The sequence below is a fragment of the Streptomyces vastus genome, from assembly GCF_039532825.1.
GTDB lineage: Bacteria > Actinomycetota > Actinomycetes > Streptomycetales > Streptomycetaceae > Streptomyces > Streptomyces vastus.
On the sequence record NZ_BAAASJ010000030.1, the window covers coordinates 145,326 to 160,899 of the forward strand.

Genomic DNA, 15,574 nt, shown 5'->3' on the forward strand with positions numbered 1-15,574 from the left:
CCTCCTTTGTTTTCCACCCCCACAGGGAGCACAGCAGCATGTCTTCCGTACGGCAAAAAGTCGCGGCCGCCCTGGGTTCCGCGATCACCCTGGCCGCCCTCGTCGTGGCCACCCCCGGCACCGCCATGGCCGACCACGAGGAGCAGCCGACCGTCGCGCAGCTCCTCGAGCAGTGCAACAACGGCACGGACCGGTGCGAGTTCCACGTCGAGTCGGTCGAGAAGTACCTCGGCCCGGAGCAGCGGGTCACCTCCGACGCGTACAACTGCACGAGCGTCAACCAGAACATATCCAAGACGTGGTCGGACACCACGACGACCGGCACCTCGACGACCCAGACCATAGAGTTCGGCGGGGCCTTCGAGGCCTTCACCGCCGGGTTCAGCAGCGCCACCGGGAAGACCTGGGAGAAGTCCCACACCGAGACGCACACCGAGAGCCTGTGGATCGGCCCGCACAAGAAGGGCTGGCTCACCCACCGGGCGCACATGGTCAAGTCGCACGGCTACTACTAGCTCAACTTCGGTGACCGCTACTACGGTCACTACATCTGGTACGTCAACGACGTGACGATGACCGGCATCGACCCCGACAACACGTACGGCGAGAGCCCCGTGTTCCGCGAGGCGGAGACGAGCTCCGGCGACTGCTGAGCACGCGGGCGAGATGCCGGTTCCCCGCGCCCCGTGAGGGGCGCGGGGCTGTATCAATGCGCGGCTCCGCCGCCATGGGGGGAGCGACCAGCCACAACGCGACGGGCCCACTGCCTACGAACGCCCCGCATTCTTACGCCTCGACGGTCGGCAACGTCACCTCGAAACGACAGCCCCCCGACACATTTCGTACGATCGCCCGGCCCTGGTGGGCCTCAACGATCCCGCGCACGATCGCGAGACCAAGCCCCGCCCCCGCCGGAGGCGTCCGCGCATGGGTCCCCCGCCACCCCGTATCGAAGACGCGCGGCAGATCCTCCTCAGGAATCCCCCCACACCCATCCGTCACCGACAGCACAACCCCCTCCGGCGACCGGTGCGCGGAAACGGCCACCGTCCCATCCGACGGCGTCCGCCGAATCGCGTTGACCAGCAGGTTCCCGAGTACGCGACTCATCTCCTTGCCGTCGACCTCCACCGGCACCGGATCGATCCCGGCCCCCACCAGCCGCACGCCATGCTCACGGGCAAGCGCGTGCGCCCCCGCGAGCGCGTCCCCGACGAGGTCGTACACCGACATCCGTGAAGGGCTCAGCGCCAGCGCGCCCGCATGGATGCGGGAGAGTTCGAAGAGGTCGCCGACCATGTCGTTGAGCCGCTCGACCTCCGTACGGATCTGCCGCAGATAGCGTTCCGGCTCCGCCGCGACCCCGTCCTCCAGCGCCTCCGACATCGCGCGCAGTCCGGCCAGCGGGGTGCGCAGGTCGTGCGAGATCCAGGCGACGAGTTCGCGCCGGGAGGTCTCCAGGGCGCGTTCGCGGTCCCGGGACTCGTGGAGCTTCGCGCTGGTGGCCGCCAACTCCCGGCTCAGCGCGTCGAGTTCGGCGGTCGTGTGCCCTGCGGGCGCGGCGAAGTCACCGCCGTCGCCGAAGGAGCGGGCGGCGAGCGTGAGCGCCCGGCTGCGGGCGACCACCCAGCGGCCCAGGAACATCGCCGTCGCCAGGGAGACCACGGCCGCCATCGCGACGACCGTCGTCACAACGGTGAGGTCGTGATCGTTCAGGAACATCGCCTGCGCCACCGCCAGTGTTCCGGCGAGCATCGCGGTCACGGCGACGGCGGTGACCACGCCCAGCGAGACGGTCAGGGACCGCCGCCGGACGAACCACAGCGTGAGCGCCCCGAACAGCCCGGCGGCCGCCGCTCCGAGGAAGGCGAAGAAGGCGATGAGGAGTATGTCCTGCATGGGGGGTATTTCCTCCATGGCGATCATCAGTCCTCCCCTCCGTCGGAAACACCGGCCGCGTCAGCACCGGCCGTGTCGAAGCGGTACCCCACCCCCCACACCGTCTGGATCAGCGCGGGCCGCGCCGGGTCGGTCTCGATCTTGGCGCGGAGGCGGCGGACGTGGACGGTGACCGTGGAGAGGTCGCCGAAGTCCCAGCCCCAGACCTCGCGCATCAGCTCCTCACGGCTGTACGCGTGTCCGGGGTTCCGCAGGAAGAAGGCTAGGAGGTCGAACTCGCGGACGGTGAGGGCGAGTTCCGTACCGTCCTTGGTGGCGCGGCGGCCCTCCGGGTCCACACCGATGCCGGCCGCGCGCAGCAGCCCGCGCGGCTCGGCGGAGGGCCGGCTGCGGCGCAGTACGGACTCGACGCGCAGGACCAGCTCGCGAGGGCTGAACGGCTTGGTGACGTAGTCGTCGGCGCCCACCTCCAGGCCGAGGATCCGGTCGTCCTCGTCGCCGCGGGCGGTCAGCATGATCACGGGTACGGGCCCCCGCCCGCGCATCCGGCGGCACACCTCCAGGCCGTCCATGCCGGGCAGCATCAGGTCCAGTACGACCAGGTCGGGCCAGTTGGCGGTGGCCTGCGCGAGCGCGGCGGGGCCGTCGACCGCCCGGTCCACGACGTATCCGGCGCGGTCGAGGTAGCCCGAGACGATCTCGGCGACGGTGGGGTCGTCGTCGACGACGAGGACGCGGGTGCCGGAGGTGCTGTCGTACGGCTGCAGCTGGTGCATGTCGCCAGGGTCGCACCAGAGGCGCGCGGCTGTCCTGCGTCCGGGGCCAGGAGACCGCGGGCGTCCTTGATTCGTAAGGAGATGAGGACAGGAATCCGTACGGAATACGGGCGGACTGCGAGGCGGCGGACCGACGTCCGTGTTTCGTAAGGAGCCGCTGCCTGGAATGCCCGCTTCGCGTTCGTACTGTGAAAACCGTGTATTCCAATCCCACCACGAAACCCGACGTCGATGTCGTCCTCCCGTGCCTGAACGAAGCCGCCGCGCTCCCCTGGGTGCTGGCCCTCATCCCCGGGGGCTGGCGCGCGCTCGTCGTGGACAACGGTTCCACCGACGGCTCCGCCGACGTGGCCCGCGACCTCGGCGCAACCGTCGTCCACGAGGAGCGGCGCGGCTTCGGGGCGGCCTGTCACGCGGGGCTGCTCGCCGCCACCGCGGACATCGTCTGCTTCTGCGACTGCGACGCCTCGCTCGATCCGTCCCTGCTCGTGCCCTTCGTACGCGAGATCCGTGACGGGCAGGCCGACCTGGTGCTCGGGCGGCGGCGCCCGCAGGGCCGTGGCGCCTGGCCGGCGCACGCCCGCGCGGGCAATCTCGCGCTGTCCCGGATGCTCCGCCGCCGCACCGGCGTACGCCTGCACGACCTCGGCCCCCTGCGCGCCGCCCGCCGCGAGGACCTGCTCGGCCTCGGCCTCACGGACCGCCGCAGCGGCTATCCCCTGCAGATGGTCGTCCGCGCCGCCGACGCCGGCTGGCGCATCGCCGAGCACGACGTCCCGTATCTGCCGCGCACCGGCACCTCCAAGGTCACCGGCACCTGGCGCGGAACCTGGCACGCGGTGCGGGACATGCGCCGGGTGCTGACGGAGCCGGCGTACGCCGCCAGCCACCCAGCCGCCGAAGGCCCCGGCCGGGGAACCGCCCAAGGACCCTTCCAAGGAGGAGCCCACCGATGACCACCCTGCTCGTCATCGCGAAAGAACCGCGACCCGGACGTGTGAAGACCCGGCTCACCCCGCCGTTCACGCCCGAGGAGGCGGCGGCGCTCGCGGAGGCCGCGCTGGCCGACACCTTGAGCGCGGTGCTCGCGACGCCCGCGGACCGGCGGGTCCTGGTGCTCGACGGGGAGCCGGGACCGTGGCTGCCGCCCGGCGTCGAGGTGGTCCCGCAGTGCGCGGGCGGGCTCGACGAGCGGCTGGCCGCGGCGTTCGCGGACTGTGCGGGACCGACGCTGCTCATCGGCATGGACACCCCCCAGGTGACCGCCGAACTCCTCGCGTTCGGGGCCGACTTCATGGACTGCGACGCCTGGTTCGGGCCCGCGGAGGACGGCGGCTTCTGGGCGCTGGGGCTCGCCGAACCGGACCCCGCGCTGCTGCGTGGCGTACCGATGTCGACGCCCACGACAGGCGCTGTGCAGCGGGCCCGGCTCACCGCCGCCGGACTGCGCGTACGCGATCTGCCGCGGCTGCGGGACGTCGACACGGCGTACGACGCCTGGCTGGTCGCCGAGCAGGTCATGGCCCAGGGGCAGGGCGGCCGGTTCGCGGCGGAGTTCGACCGGCTGGCGGCGGGCGTGCGGCGATCGGAAGTCGAGCGATCCGTCGTCGAGCGATCGGTTGTGGGGCGATGAGGGCGGCGAGTACTGCGAGCGCGGCGGGTACGGCGACGGCGTGGTGCATCGACCCTTACGCGGACGCCCTCCGCAACGGGCGCGGCCCGCTCTTCCTGCGCCGCACCGACGGCTGGCTGCTCCCGCTGGAGATCGAGCGGTGGTGTGCGCGGGCCGACGCCGCCGATCTGTCCGCGCTGCGGCAGTGCGAAGGGGCCGTACTGGATGTGGGCTGCGGACCGGGGCGGCTGGTCGCGGCCCTCGCCTTTCAGGGCCGGACCGTGCTCGGGATCGACGTCAGCGAGGCAGCCGTCAACCACACCGTGGAGCTCGGCGGACAGGCGCTGCGCCGGTCGGTGTTCGAACCGGTGCCGGGGGAGGGCCGCTGGAACACGGCGCTGCTCATCGACGGGAACATCGGGATCGGCGGCGACCCGGACGCCCTGCTGCGCCGGATCGCCCAACTCCTCGCCCCGGGCGGCCTGTTGATCGCCGAGACAGCACCCGTGGACGTCGACGAGCAGGTCCAGGTCCATGTCACCGACACCCAGGGAGCCGCCGGAGCCCCATTCCCCTGGGCCCGGCTCGGCAGCCGCGCCCTGCTGAAGCGCGCACGCCGGCTCGGCTGGCGTACGGACGGTCAGTGGACGGCGGACGGCCGCTGCTTCGTGGCCCTGCGCCGCGCCCGCACCGAACGGATCAGCATCCACAGCGCCGACACCCCGAACAGCACGGCCGTCATCAGCAGCCAGCGGGCCAGGAACCCCTCGCCGGACGAGCCGGTCGACGCCTCGTAACGCCGCTCGACCCGCCCGCTGATCAGCGGGAACCACACCAGCAGGAGCAGTCCGGACAGGGCCGACGGGACACGGACGAACATCAGCCACTCCCGGCGCCCGACCGTACCGAGCACCGCCCGGACGACCCGGTCGGCAGCGGCGCACAACGGCAGCAGCACGAGGTCATGCAGCAGCGCCGCCCCGACCATCCACATCAGTACGCCCCACCAGTCCCCCGCGAGCAGCTGTACGCCGGCATACGCAACGAGCGCGAACGAGCAGGCGAGGAGCAGGAGTTGGAAGGGGCTCTCGCCGTACCAGCGGCGCCACCGGTTCCGTACGCCCGTCATTCTTCCGTGCATTCGTCCGTGCATCACAGGTCTCCGAACGTCAGCCGGGATACCCACTTGGTGTTCAGCACTCCGGGCGCGGCGGGGACGATGATGCGCGCCGGGTAGCCGTGGTCGGGGGTCAGCGGCTCGCCGTTGACGTACAGGGCGAGCAGCGAGCGCGGGTCGCGGACCTGGTTGTCGCGCAGGGCGGCCCGCCGGAAGGCACCCCGCCGCTGAAGGGACTCCACGAACAGATCGGGCTCCTGGCCCTGGTCGTACCCCGCCAACTCCGACAGATCCCGCAGCCGTACGCCCCGCCACCACTGGTTGCCCGTCGACCAGCCCTCCACGCAGGCGATGGGCAACGCGGCGCTGTAGAGGGGCAGTTCATGGAGCTGCTCCCGGCTGAGACGAACCGTGCGGCGCCCTTCGACGACGAGCCGCCACGCCTCGTCACTCGTCTCATCCGTCCGGATCCCCACGGCCGCGGCCGTCTTGTTGATCTGGAAGCCGCCGGGTCCCGAGCCCGGCTCCGAGCCGCCGTGCGGCGCGAGAACCGCCGTCTGGCGCAGCGGCCCGTCGAAGTTCTGGCCCGCGGTCGTGGCGAGCAGGAACAGCGAAGAACCGCCGACGATTTGGAGCGCGCCGCGCCGGGAGACGGTGGGCGGGTCGGGCCGGGGCGACACCAACTCACCTATTTCTCCTTCCCCTTCCCCTTTGCCCCGTTCGCGTCGGATGTTGCGCAACACCGTCGGCGTCTTCAGCGCCGTGTGCGCGACGAAGGCGGCGAAGAACACCCAGGCGCCGTAGAAGTGCAGGGGGTAGAAGGAGCCGGGGAAGACGTAGTCGAGCTGGACGTTCAGCACTCCTGTCACGAACTCGAACAGCGCGCTTGCGACCAGCACGAGCAGCGAGAGCCGTTCCAGCGCGTGCCCGAGCGAGCGCGCGGGCGGCAGCTCGAAGAGCTTCGGCACGACCGACCACAGCTTGGCGAGGAGTACGGGGATCAGGGCGATGCCGAGCGTGACGTGCGTGCCCTGGTTGAGGCGGTACAGCCAGGGCGGGTCGGTGGGCCAGGCGAAGAGGTAGAAGCCGAGGAGGCCCTTGTCCGGGGTCTTGTCGTTCACGGGCGAGAGGTTCGGGTTGTACGCGGCGTACGACACGAGGCCCGTAACGAAAAGGAGGGTGACCCCGGCGAGCAGCACGACACCGAGCAGCGAGGTGAGCCGAGGGCCGCGCAGGGGGCTGCGCCAGAAGGCGGGGGAGGTGGGGAGCCGTTCGCTCATGCCCCGACGGTAGGCCGGTGCGGGCGGGCCGAGGGGGGATCGACTCATGACGAAAGGCTGACGTTCGTGCTGGCCGGGGCGCCAAGTGGTGGCCTCGGCCCTAGCGTTTCCGCTGTGAACCGTGACCTTCTCCGGGGCCCTGGCCAGAAGCGGAACCAGGACCAGCGCGACGGCCTTCGTGATGACCCCCGCCAGGAAATCGGCCTGGACACCGGCCAAGACGTCGGGCAGGACGTCGGCCGTGGCTCCCGCCGGGGCCTTCGCCCTGACCTGTACGCCGCCGGGGCCGCGGTGCTCCTCTTCGCCACGGCCGCCGTCGTCGGCCACGCCATCGAGAACTCCGACGGCTCCCTGCACCTCGCCTGGGCGCCGCTGTACGCCTGGTGGTCGCCGCAGGTGGGGCCCGGTACTCCGGCCGCGATCACGGTGGCCGTGGCGGTGATCGCGTACGGCCCCGGTCTCGCGGCCCGGCTGCCGTGGCGGGTGCTCGTGCCGGTGACCTGGTTCGTCGCCATGGCCTGGACGTGGTCGCTCGCGCTGATCGACGGCTGGCACTACGGCATCGAGCGGCGGCTCACCACCCGCTACGAGTACCTGACGGTCATCGACCGCTTCGACGACATCGGGGCGACCCTGCGCGGCTTCACCCAGCACATCCTGATCGACTCGCCCGACCACTGGCCCCCGCACATCGCCGGCCATCCACCGGCCGCGACGCTCACCTTCGTCTGGCTGGACCGGATCGGCCTCGGTGGCGGGGGCTGGGCGGGCGTCTTCTGCATCACGGTCGGCGCTTCCGCCGCCGTGGCAGTGCTCATCGCCGTACGAGCCCTCGCCGACGAGACGCTGGCCCGGCGGGCCGCGCCGTTCGTCGCCCTGGCTCCTGCGGCGGTCTGGGTGGGGGCCTCGGCGGACGGTTACTTCGCGGCGGTGGCGGCGTGGGCAGTGGCGTTGCTGGCGCTGGCGGCGACCGGTGGGCGCAGGGTTCCCGCCTTCGGTTGCGGGTTCGGTTCCGGGGTGCTGCTGGGGTTCACCGGCTATCTGTCGTACGGGCTGACCCTGTTCTCGATCATCGCCGTCGCCGTGCTGCTGCTGACCTGGCGACAGTGGCCGCGCACGCTTCTCCTCCCACTGCTGGCGGGTGCGGCCGTCGTGCCGGTCGCCTTCACACTCGCGGGCTTCAACTGGTGGGAGGCGTATCACCTGTTGGTCGAGCGGTACTACCAGGGTGCGGGTGCCATCCGTCCGTACTGGTACTTCGTGTGGGGCAACCTCGCGTGCACGGTGCTACTCGTGGGACTGGCGGGGGTGGCGGGCCTGCGCCGCGCGTCAGCCACTGCGCCGGCCGCTTTCCGCCGCCTGCGTGGCGGCGCTCCGACCTCCACCGACCGGCTTGTCGGTCTCGTCCTCGCCGGTCTCCTCATGGTGCTTGTCGCCGACTTCTCCGGCATGAGCAAAGCGGAGACGGAACGTATTTGGCTTCCCTTCGCCTTTTGGCTGCTGCCTGCGACGGCGCTCCTGCCGCGGGGCGGTCAGCGGGGGTGGCTTGTCGCCCAGGTGACGGTGGCGCTGGCGATCAACCACCTGTTCCACACGGGGTGGTGAGCGCCGGGTTTTCTTTTCCCAGGCCCGCCCCTGCCCGAAACTGAGGGTTGCGCCCCCAGACCCCCTGCCTCCGGTGGGTGGCGCCTACCGGAGTTGTGGCTGGTCGCACCCGCGCGGCGAAGCCGCATATGTCACAGCCCCGCTCCCCTGAGAACGGCCTACGGCATCCGGGCGACCGCGGTCCCTCCCTCTCCACTTGCCCGCCCCGCCCACCAGGTGTGCTCTGGAGGCAGGGGCGAGGAGAGAGGAGTGGGGTCATGGCTCACGCAGCGCCACGTGCCGCTCGGTGGTACGGCAGCCCCGCACGGGTCGCATCAAAGCTCACCGCCCCCGTACTCGGGGGGATCGTCTTCGGCCTGTGGGCCGCCGCCATCGGACGCGACGCAGGGCCGATCACCGGCTGGAACGTCCTGCTGGGCGTCGTGTCCGCGGTCGCCTTCGTGGCCGCGTACCTCGGGCTGCGTCTGCTCGGCACGCACCTGCCGCGCGAACTGCGCGCCGCCGCGTGGGCGGGCTTCGCCGGCGTCGCGGTCGGGTTCCTGCACGGCCTCACCGGTTCGAGCGTCCTGAGGTCGGCCGCCGTGGCGTTCGCGGTGGCGGCGGGCGCCTTCGCGGTGGTGTTCTACCGCTTCTACACGATGGAGGACTGACCGGAGACCGACGAGAAGCACGAGAAGCATAAGAATCACGAGAAGAGACAAGGACAAGATCTGACCTATACGCCCGCCACCTTCACGGCATGAGTTCTGCGGGACTAGGACAAAAAGCCCACGACGGATCCAGTGCCGAAATCTACGATGAGTTTGCTGCCCGGTGGGGGTCTACATCTCAACGACAGCTCAGCACTCGTAGAGGACTGGATGGGGCGGACATGAAAAGCGACCACCTTGCCGGGGGAGGGCCGGCCATCGAGACCGCCGGCCTGGTGAAGACCTTCGGCGACAACCGTGCCGTGGACGGCGTCGACCTGCGCATCGAGAGGGGCACGGTGTACGGCCTGCTCGGTCCGAACGGCGCGGGCAAGACGACCACGGTGCGGATGCTGGCGACCCTGCTCCGCCCCGACGGCGGCGAGGCCCACGTCTTCGGCCACGACGTCGTACGGGAGGCGGACGCGGTGCGCAGCCGGGTCAGCCTCACCGGGCAGTACGCCTCGGTGGACGAGGACCTCACCGGCACCGAGAACCTCGTACTGCTGGCCCGTCTGACCGGCCACAGCAAGAAGGCCTCGTACGACCGAGCGGCCCAACTCCTCGCCGCCTTCGGCCTGTCGGAGGCCGCGGGCCGCCAGGTGAAGAATTACTCCGGCGGCATGCGGCGCCGTATCGACATCGCCGCGTCGATCCTCAACACCCCGGACCTGCTGTTCCTGGATGAGCCGACGACGGGCCTGGACCCGCGCAGCCGCAACCAGGTCTGGGAGATCGTACGAGCGGTTGTAGCCCAGGGCACGACGGTGCTGCTGACGACGCAGTACCTCGACGAGGCCGATCAGCTGGCGTCCCGGATCGCCGTCATCGACAAGGGCAAGGTCATCGCCGAGGGCACCAAGGGCGAGCTGAAGGCCTCGGTCGGCGCGGGCGCCGTGCACGTACGGCTGCGGGACGCAGACCAGCGCCCCGACGCCGAACTCCTGCTCAGGCAGGCACTCGACGCGGAGGTACAACTGGAACCCGACCCGGTGGCCCTGACGGCCCGGGTCGGCGGCAACGGCGGGGCGAACGGCGTCGGCCCCTCCGAGAAGGCCTCCCGGGCCCTCGCCGAACTGGCCCGCGCGGGCATCATCGTCGACAACTTCTCGCTGGGACAGCCGAGCCTGGACGAGGTGTTCCTGGCCCTCACCGGCAGCCCGACCGACCACGACCGGACGACCGAGGCACAGACGAAGGAGGCCACGGCATGAGCACCGCGACCCAGACCACCGAGAGCACGGAACTCGCCCCGGTCCGCACCGAGAGCCTGGCCGAACTGCTCGTCGCCCGGGAGCGGCCGCCGCGGCCGAACGCGCTGCAGACCTCGCTGACGTTCGGCTGGCGGGCGATGCTCAAGATCAAGCACGTACCGGAGCAGCTGTTCGACGTGACGGCGTTCCCGATCATGATGGTGCTGATGTACACGTACCTGTTCGGTGGCGCCCTGGCCGGCTCCCCCAGCGAGTACATCCAGTATCTGCTGCCCGGCATCCTCGTGATGTCCGTGACCATGATCACGATGTATACGGGCCTCGCGGTCAACATCGACATCGAGAAGGGCGTCTTCGACCGCTTCCGTTCCCTGCCGATCTGGCGGCCGTCGACCATGGTCGGCTATCTGCTCGGTGACGCCGTGCGCTACACGCTCGCGTCGATCGTGATGCTGACCGTCGGCCTGATCATGGGCTTCCGCCCGGACGGCGGCTTCTCCGGCGTCGTGGCGGGCGTGGTGCTGCTGATCATCTTCTGCTTCGCCTTCTCGTGGGTGTGGACGATGGTCGGTCTGCTGATGCGCACGGAGAAGGGCGTGATGAGCGTCAGCATGATGGTGCTGTTCCCGCTGACGTTCCTGAGCGACATCTTCGTCCGCCCCGAGACGATGCCGGGCTGGCTGCAGGCCTTCGTCAACAACAACCCGATCACCCACGTCTCCTCGGCGGTCCGCGATCTGATGGCCGGCTCCTGGCCGACCGAGGAGATCGCGTGGACGCTGGGCTGGGCGGCGGTGTTCGTGGCGGTGCTCGGGCCGGTGACGATGCGGCTGTACAACCGCAAGTAGTCGCAGAAGCCTCAGAAGTCCCAAGCCCCCAGATGTGCCAGAAGTCCCAGAAGTCCCAGGGGGCTGGTGTCCCCCGGAAGAACGCAATCCACGTCCGGATGCAGTCACCCCGGCCGTGCCCCGAAGGCTTCGGGGCACGGCCGGGGTTCTTTCTTGAGCTGTGCGCAAAGTCGGTGTTCGGAAAGTCATCTCGGCGGTACTGATCGCCCTCGGCTGTCTCCTCGTGCCGCTCGGCGGGCTCTCGGTGTGGGCGAAGTACGAGATCGGCGACACCCGGCGGTACGTCGCCACGATGGGGCCGCTCGCGACCGGGTCCGAGGTGCGCGGGGCGGTCACGGACACCGTCACCGACGGGATCATGACCAAGATCGAGGCCGGGCCGCTCGAGGGCGAGGTCCGGCGGTTCGTGCGCGAGGCGGTGCGGTCCTTCACCGGTACGCCGGCCTTCCGCGCCGCCTGGGACACCGCGAACCGTGCCGCGCACGACGCCGTCCTTCGGGCCCTGCGCGGCGAACGCGACGACGCGGTCACGCTCGACCTCGCACCGGTCACGCAGCAGCTCAAGGACCGGCTGGCCGACGACCGCGTACCGCTGGCGCACCGTATCCCCGTTACCCACACCGAGATCACGGTTCTCGAGGGCCGGGAAGTGGCCACGCTCCGGAAGGGTTTCCGCATGCTGGAGTTCGCGGGTTTCTGGCTGCCGATCGCGGCGCTGGCACTGTCCGTCGGCGGCATCCTCCTCGCGGTACACCGCCGCCGCGCGATCACCGCGACGGCCCTGGGCACGGCGCTGGGTGCTGCTCTCCTCGCCCTGGCGACGGCAGTGGGCCGCGCCCTGACACTCGCCGACCTCCCGCCCCATGTCTCCCGTGCCGCGGCGGGCACCGTCTACGACGCCCTCACGTCCACCCTCCGCACGGCGACGTGGATCATCCTCGCCCTCGGCCTCACGGTGGCGGCGACGACCTGGCTCACGGGCCGAGTCGCGCGATATCGCGCACGATCCGCAGAGCTTCCTCCAGCAGCGGCACAGAAACAGACGCGAGCCCGAGCCTGACGGCATCCGCCGCGGAGCCCGGCGTGGCGGGTCGCGCGGCCGGCGTGCGCCCGGCCTGCGGCGTGCGCTGGGGCTCCACGGCGAACGCATGCCCCGGCGTGAGGGCCACCCCGCGTGCCGCTGCCGCAGCCGTGAACGTGTCCGCGCGCCAGGGCGGGGGCAGCTCCCACCAGGTGTAGTACGCGTACGGATCGGCCCGTACGGCGAACTCCCCCAGCCACTGCTCGACGATCCGCTGCCGCGCCCGCGCGTCCGCCCGCTTGGCCGCGACGAGCCGCTCGACCGTCCCGTCACCGATCCACCGCACCGCGGCCTCCAGCGCGAACCGCCCCGCCGTCCACCCGCCCGACCTCAACGCCTCGCCGACCGCGTCCACCCGCCCCCGCGGCACGACGAGGAAACCGACCGTGAGGCCGGGCGCGACGCGCTTGGACAGCCCGTCGACGAGGTACGTGCGCTCGGGGGCGTACGAGGCAAGGGGAGTGGGCCCCGCCTGGCCGTCCCGCAGGAACGACCAGATCCGGTCCTCCACGACCGGAAGGTCCAACTCACGCAGGGTGCCGGCCAGTTCGCGCCTTCTCCCGTCCCCCATCGTCACGGAGGTGGGATTGTGAAGCGTCGGCTGTACGTAGACGGCGGACAGCGGCGCGGCGCGATGGGCGGCGACGAGGCCGTCGGCCCGTAGCCCCTCATCGTCCATCGCCAGCGGTACGAGGGTGATGCCGAGCCGTGCCGCGATCTCCTTGACCAGCGGATACGTCAGCGCCTCCACGCCGACGCGCCCTCCGGGCCGTACGAGTGAGGCGAGGGCGCCCGCGATCGCCTGCCGGGCGTTCCCGGCGAAGAGGACCCTCTCCTGGGCGGGCCGCCACCCCGTACCGCCCAGGAGCCCGGCGACGGCCTCGCGTGCGGCGGCCGTGCCGGTGGCGGGCGCCGTACGCGTCGCCTCCGCCAGCACGTCGGCCCGCAGCAGCGGCGCGAGCCCGACGGCGAGCAGCTCCGACTGCCCATCCGCGAACGGGTAGTTGAGCTCCAGATTGATACGCGGCCCAGTGGCCTTGCCCTGCTCCCGCCCCTCCTCCTCGGCCAGCGCCCGCCCCGACGGCACCGGCCCCGCCCGTACGAACGTCCCCCGCCCCACCTCGCCGACCACGAGCCCTCGCCGCACCAACTCCGCGTAGACCCGCCCGGCCGTGGACCCGGCGATACGGCGCCGTCGCGCGAACACCCGTTGCGGCGGCAGCCGTTCACCGGGCTTGAGCCGCCCGGTGAGGATCTCCTCGGCCAGCCGGTCGGCGATCCGCCGGTAGTCCTCCACGCGTGCCCCTTTCCATTGCCTCAGGATTGCACCGAGGGCAAAGTTTTCATTGCACCGAGTATGCGGTGCGACCTAGGGTCCACTCATGGCTCCCTTCCTCGCATACGAGGACAAAGGCGCGAAACTCTCAACTCCCCTGCCTCTTGTCCTGATCCACGGCCACCCGTTCGACCACACGATGTGGAACCCGCAGGTCACAGCCTTCTCGCCGACGCGCCGGGTGATCGCCCCGGACCTGCGCGGTTACGGCGCGTCGCCGGTCGTCCCCGGCGTCACACCGCTGTCCACGTTCGCCGAGGACATCGCGGCCCTCCTGGACGAACTGCACGTGGAGCGCTTCGTCCTGGGCGGCCTGTCGATGGGGGGCCAGATCGTCATGGAGTGCTACGCCCGGTTCCCGGACCGTATCCGGGGCCTGATCCTGGCCGACACCTTCGCCTCACCGGAGACTCCGGCCGGCAAGAAGTCCCGTAATGAGATGGCGGACCGGCTCCTTGCGGAAGGCATGCGGGGCTACGCGGACGAGGTCCTGCACAAGATGGTCGCGCCGTACGCCGACGCGTCCGTGGCAGCCCACGTCCACGGCATGATGACCGCCACGCCGCCGATGGGCGCGGCGGCCGCCCTGCGGGGGCGGGCGGAACGCCCCGACTACCGGGAACTTCTGACCCGCGTCAGGGTCCCGTCCCTGGTGGTGGTGGGCGAGGACGACGAGTACACGCCGGTCTCCGACGCGAAGTCGATGGCCGAAGCCCTGCCCGACGCCACGCTCCACGTCATCCCGCGAGCGGCCCACATGCCGAACCTGGAACGCCCGGGGGAGTTCAACGAGGCGCTGGCGAGCTTCTTGGGCCGGGCCGATGGCTCTGCTTGAGCGGTTTTCTTCCCCAGGCCCGCCCCTTCCGGAAACTGGGAGCTGCGCCCCCAGTTTCCGGAAGGGGCGGGCCTGGGGAAATGAACCCTCCCCCCACCCACCCCGTCTTTGAGGGAGGATTCAGGCAGAACGGAAGGTGCGGACGTGGGTACTGCTACGACTGAGGCGGACGAGTGGGCCGACGCCCCGGTGGCGCGCCGGCCCGGCCGCGCAGCCGGCGCCTGGATCGCCGCCCTGCTGCTCCTCGGTGTGAGCATCGTCGTAGGGTGCCGCATCGCCGACACGGACGGCATCACCCCCGTACCGCAAATCATCGCGTTCCTGCCCTGGCTGCTCGCCCCCACCGCCCTCGCCCTCCTCCTCGCCGCCCTGGCCCGCTGGCGCATCGGCCTCGTATGGGGCGTGCTCGCGGCAGCGGCGATCGCCTGGTTCATCGAGCCGTACGGAAAGACGAGCGAGCCGAAGGGCACCCCGGTCGCAGAGCTGCGCGTGCTGACGTCGAACGTGGAGTTCGGCCAGGCCACCGACGAACTGATCGAGATCGTACGGAGCGAAAAGCCGGACCTCGTGTTCGTCGAGGAGTGCGAGACCAGCTGCGACGAGAAGCTGACACAGGCCTTGGGCAGCGACCAGGCGCAGGGGGCGAGAGGCACGTACCCCTACCGCCAGGCCGTGGAAGGGTACGGCTCGGACGGATCCGTCATCCTCAGCCGGTACCCCCTCAAGCCGGCCCCCGGCGTAAGGGGCACCATGGGCATGCCTGGCGCGACCGCCGACGTGAAGGGCCGCGAGGTGAGGGTCCAGCTCGCCCACCCCATGCCCCCGCTGTCAGCCCACGTGGACGACTGGCAGAGGGAACTGCGCGCCCTCCGCGACTACGCCGCCGCGGACAGGACCCGCCCCACCATCCTCGCGGGCGACTTCAACGCCTCCCAGGACCACGCCGCGTTCCGCCGCATCCTGGACACGGGCCTGCGCGACGGCGCCCGTCTCACCGGCGACGCCCGCACCCCGACCTGGCCGGCCAGAACGGTCCCGGCCTTCGGCGCCCAGATCGACCACATCCTGGTCTCCGAGGACTTCGCGGCGAACAGGGCCCGCTTCCTGGACCTGAAGAACACGGACCACCGCTCCCTCCTCCTGGACCTGACCCTCCACGAGCGCGACGACGCCTGACGGCTGAATCGAGTAGGAGGGACGGGTCGCCCGTCCCTCCTCTCACACCACCGGACATGCGGGCCACGCATCCGGCGGTTCATCCAGCTGATCTCAACCGTTGCCA

15 protein-coding genes are annotated in these 15,574 nt (G+C 70.9%); 11 read left to right on the top strand and 4 right to left on the bottom strand.

What is annotated here, in order from left to right:
• Window positions 1-38: 38 nt before the first annotated feature.
• Window positions 39-515 carry a hypothetical protein gene (locus ABD357_RS14285; RefSeq protein ID WP_344390229.1) on the top strand — a complete coding sequence of 159 codons (477 nt, stop codon included), beginning with the start codon at window positions 39-41 and terminating at the stop codon, window positions 513-515.
• 271 nt (window positions 516-786) lie between these two features.
• On the opposite strand, the gene ABD357_RS14290 is transcribed toward ABD357_RS14285, so the two are convergent.
• Complete coding sequence (locus tag ABD357_RS14290; protein ID WP_344390232.1) at window positions 787-1,899, bottom strand: sensor histidine kinase; 1,113 nt, start codon at window positions 1,897-1,899, stop codon at window positions 787-789.
• 26 nt (window positions 1,900-1,925) lie between these two features.
• Window positions 1,926-2,675, bottom strand: coding sequence for a response regulator transcription factor (locus tag ABD357_RS14295; protein ID WP_344390234.1), 750 nt, complete (start codon window positions 2,673-2,675; stop codon window positions 1,926-1,928).
• 197 nt (window positions 2,676-2,872) lie between these two features.
• Here ABD357_RS14295 and ABD357_RS14300 point away from each other — a divergent pair, with 197 nt between their 5' ends.
• From ABD357_RS14300 to ABD357_RS14310, 3 genes are read left to right on the top strand one after another with little or no spacing between them, the layout of a single operon-like run.
• Complete coding sequence (locus ABD357_RS14300) at window positions 2,873-3,631, top strand: glycosyltransferase family 2 protein (protein ID WP_425584866.1); 759 nt, start codon at window positions 2,873-2,875, stop codon at window positions 3,629-3,631.
• Entirely contained in the window at window positions 3,628-4,308 is a 681-nt protein-coding gene (locus tag ABD357_RS14305; RefSeq protein WP_344390239.1) for a TIGR04282 family arsenosugar biosynthesis glycosyltransferase, read from the top strand. The genes ABD357_RS14300 and ABD357_RS14305 overlap by 4 nt, the downstream gene beginning before the upstream one ends.
• Window positions 4,305-5,084: a methyltransferase domain-containing protein gene (locus tag ABD357_RS14310; RefSeq protein ID WP_344390240.1), complete on the top strand. Its 780-nt coding sequence runs from the start codon at window positions 4,305-4,307 to the stop codon at window positions 5,082-5,084. The genes ABD357_RS14305 and ABD357_RS14310 overlap by 4 nt, the downstream gene beginning before the upstream one ends.
• Window positions 5,085-5,439: 355 nt before the next feature.
• Here the strand turns inward: ABD357_RS14310 and ABD357_RS14315 are convergent, their stop codons facing one another.
• A complete protein-coding gene (locus ABD357_RS14315) occupies window positions 5,440-6,684 on the bottom strand; it encodes a molybdopterin-dependent oxidoreductase (protein WP_344390241.1) in 1,245 nt (414 codons plus the stop codon).
• Between the two features lie 198 nt (window positions 6,685-6,882).
• Here ABD357_RS14315 and ABD357_RS14320 point away from each other — a divergent pair, with 198 nt between their 5' ends.
• The 5 genes from ABD357_RS14320 (at window position 6,883) to ABD357_RS14340 (ending at window position 12,100) form a co-directional block, all read left to right on the top strand.
• A complete protein-coding gene (locus ABD357_RS14320; protein WP_425584869.1) occupies window positions 6,883-8,289 on the top strand; it encodes a hypothetical protein in 1,407 nt (468 codons plus the stop codon).
• 257 nt (window positions 8,290-8,546) lie between these two features.
• Window positions 8,547-8,939 (top strand): hypothetical protein, encoded by a 393-nt coding sequence (locus ABD357_RS14325; RefSeq protein ID WP_344390244.1) that lies wholly within the window; start codon window positions 8,547-8,549, stop codon window positions 8,937-8,939.
• A 221-nt stretch (window positions 8,940-9,160) separates the two neighbouring features.
• Window positions 9,161-10,192: an ATP-binding cassette domain-containing protein gene (locus ABD357_RS14330; protein ID WP_344390245.1), complete on the top strand. Its 1,032-nt coding sequence runs from the start codon at window positions 9,161-9,163 to the stop codon at window positions 10,190-10,192.
• Complete coding sequence (locus ABD357_RS14335) at window positions 10,189-11,040, top strand: ABC transporter permease (protein WP_344390247.1); 852 nt, start codon at window positions 10,189-10,191, stop codon at window positions 11,038-11,040. The genes ABD357_RS14330 and ABD357_RS14335 overlap by 4 nt, the downstream gene beginning before the upstream one ends.
• Before the next feature lie 160 nt (window positions 11,041-11,200).
• Window positions 11,201-12,100, top strand: coding sequence for a hypothetical protein (locus tag ABD357_RS14340; protein ID WP_344390248.1), 900 nt, complete (start codon window positions 11,201-11,203; stop codon window positions 12,098-12,100).
• Here ABD357_RS14340 and ABD357_RS14345 read toward each other — a convergent pair.
• Window positions 12,015-13,418 carry an aminotransferase-like domain-containing protein gene (locus ABD357_RS14345; RefSeq protein WP_344390249.1) on the bottom strand — a complete coding sequence of 468 codons (1,404 nt, stop codon included), beginning with the start codon at window positions 13,416-13,418 and terminating at the stop codon, window positions 12,015-12,017. The genes ABD357_RS14340 and ABD357_RS14345 overlap by 86 nt on opposite strands.
• A gap of 85 nt (window positions 13,419-13,503) precedes the next feature.
• On the opposite strand from ABD357_RS14345, the gene ABD357_RS14350 reads away from it, so the two are divergent.
• Both ABD357_RS14350 and ABD357_RS14355 read left to right on the top strand, forming a co-directional pair.
• Window positions 13,504-14,292: an alpha/beta fold hydrolase gene (locus tag ABD357_RS14350; RefSeq protein ID WP_344390252.1), complete on the top strand. Its 789-nt coding sequence runs from the start codon at window positions 13,504-13,506 to the stop codon at window positions 14,290-14,292.
• Between the two features lie 144 nt (window positions 14,293-14,436).
• Window positions 14,437-15,468 (top strand): endonuclease/exonuclease/phosphatase family protein, encoded by a 1,032-nt coding sequence (locus ABD357_RS14355; protein ID WP_425584867.1) that lies wholly within the window; start codon window positions 14,437-14,439, stop codon window positions 15,466-15,468.
• The last annotated feature ends 106 nt before the right edge of the window (window positions 15,469-15,574 follow it).

What these genes read in the sequence shown, in the direction of transcription:
- ABD357_RS14285 (WP_344390229.1), top strand. Translation starts at nt 39, where the DNA reads ATGTCTTCCGTACGGCAAAAAGTCGCGGCCGCCCTGGGTTCCGCGATC.
- ABD357_RS14290 (WP_344390232.1), bottom strand. Translation starts at nt 1,899, where the DNA reads ATGCAGGACATACTCCTCATCGCCTTCTTCGCCTTCCTCGGAGCGGCG.
- ABD357_RS14295 (WP_344390234.1), bottom strand. Translation starts at nt 2,675, where the DNA reads ATGCACCAGCTGCAGCCGTACGACAGCACCTCCGGCACCCGCGTCCTC.
- ABD357_RS14305 (WP_344390239.1), top strand. Translation starts at nt 3,628, where the DNA reads ATGACCACCCTGCTCGTCATCGCGAAAGAACCGCGACCCGGACGTGTG.
- ABD357_RS14310 (WP_344390240.1), top strand. Translation starts at nt 4,305, where the DNA reads ATGAGGGCGGCGAGTACTGCGAGCGCGGCGGGTACGGCGACGGCGTGG.
- ABD357_RS14315 (WP_344390241.1), bottom strand. Translation starts at nt 6,684, where the DNA reads ATGAGCGAACGGCTCCCCACCTCCCCCGCCTTCTGGCGCAGCCCCCTG.
- ABD357_RS14325 (WP_344390244.1), top strand. Translation starts at nt 8,547, where the DNA reads ATGGCTCACGCAGCGCCACGTGCCGCTCGGTGGTACGGCAGCCCCGCA.
- ABD357_RS14330 (WP_344390245.1), top strand. Translation starts at nt 9,161, where the DNA reads ATGAAAAGCGACCACCTTGCCGGGGGAGGGCCGGCCATCGAGACCGCC.
- ABD357_RS14335 (WP_344390247.1), top strand. Translation starts at nt 10,189, where the DNA reads ATGAGCACCGCGACCCAGACCACCGAGAGCACGGAACTCGCCCCGGTC.
- ABD357_RS14350 (WP_344390252.1), top strand. Translation starts at nt 13,504, where the DNA reads ATGGCTCCCTTCCTCGCATACGAGGACAAAGGCGCGAAACTCTCAACT.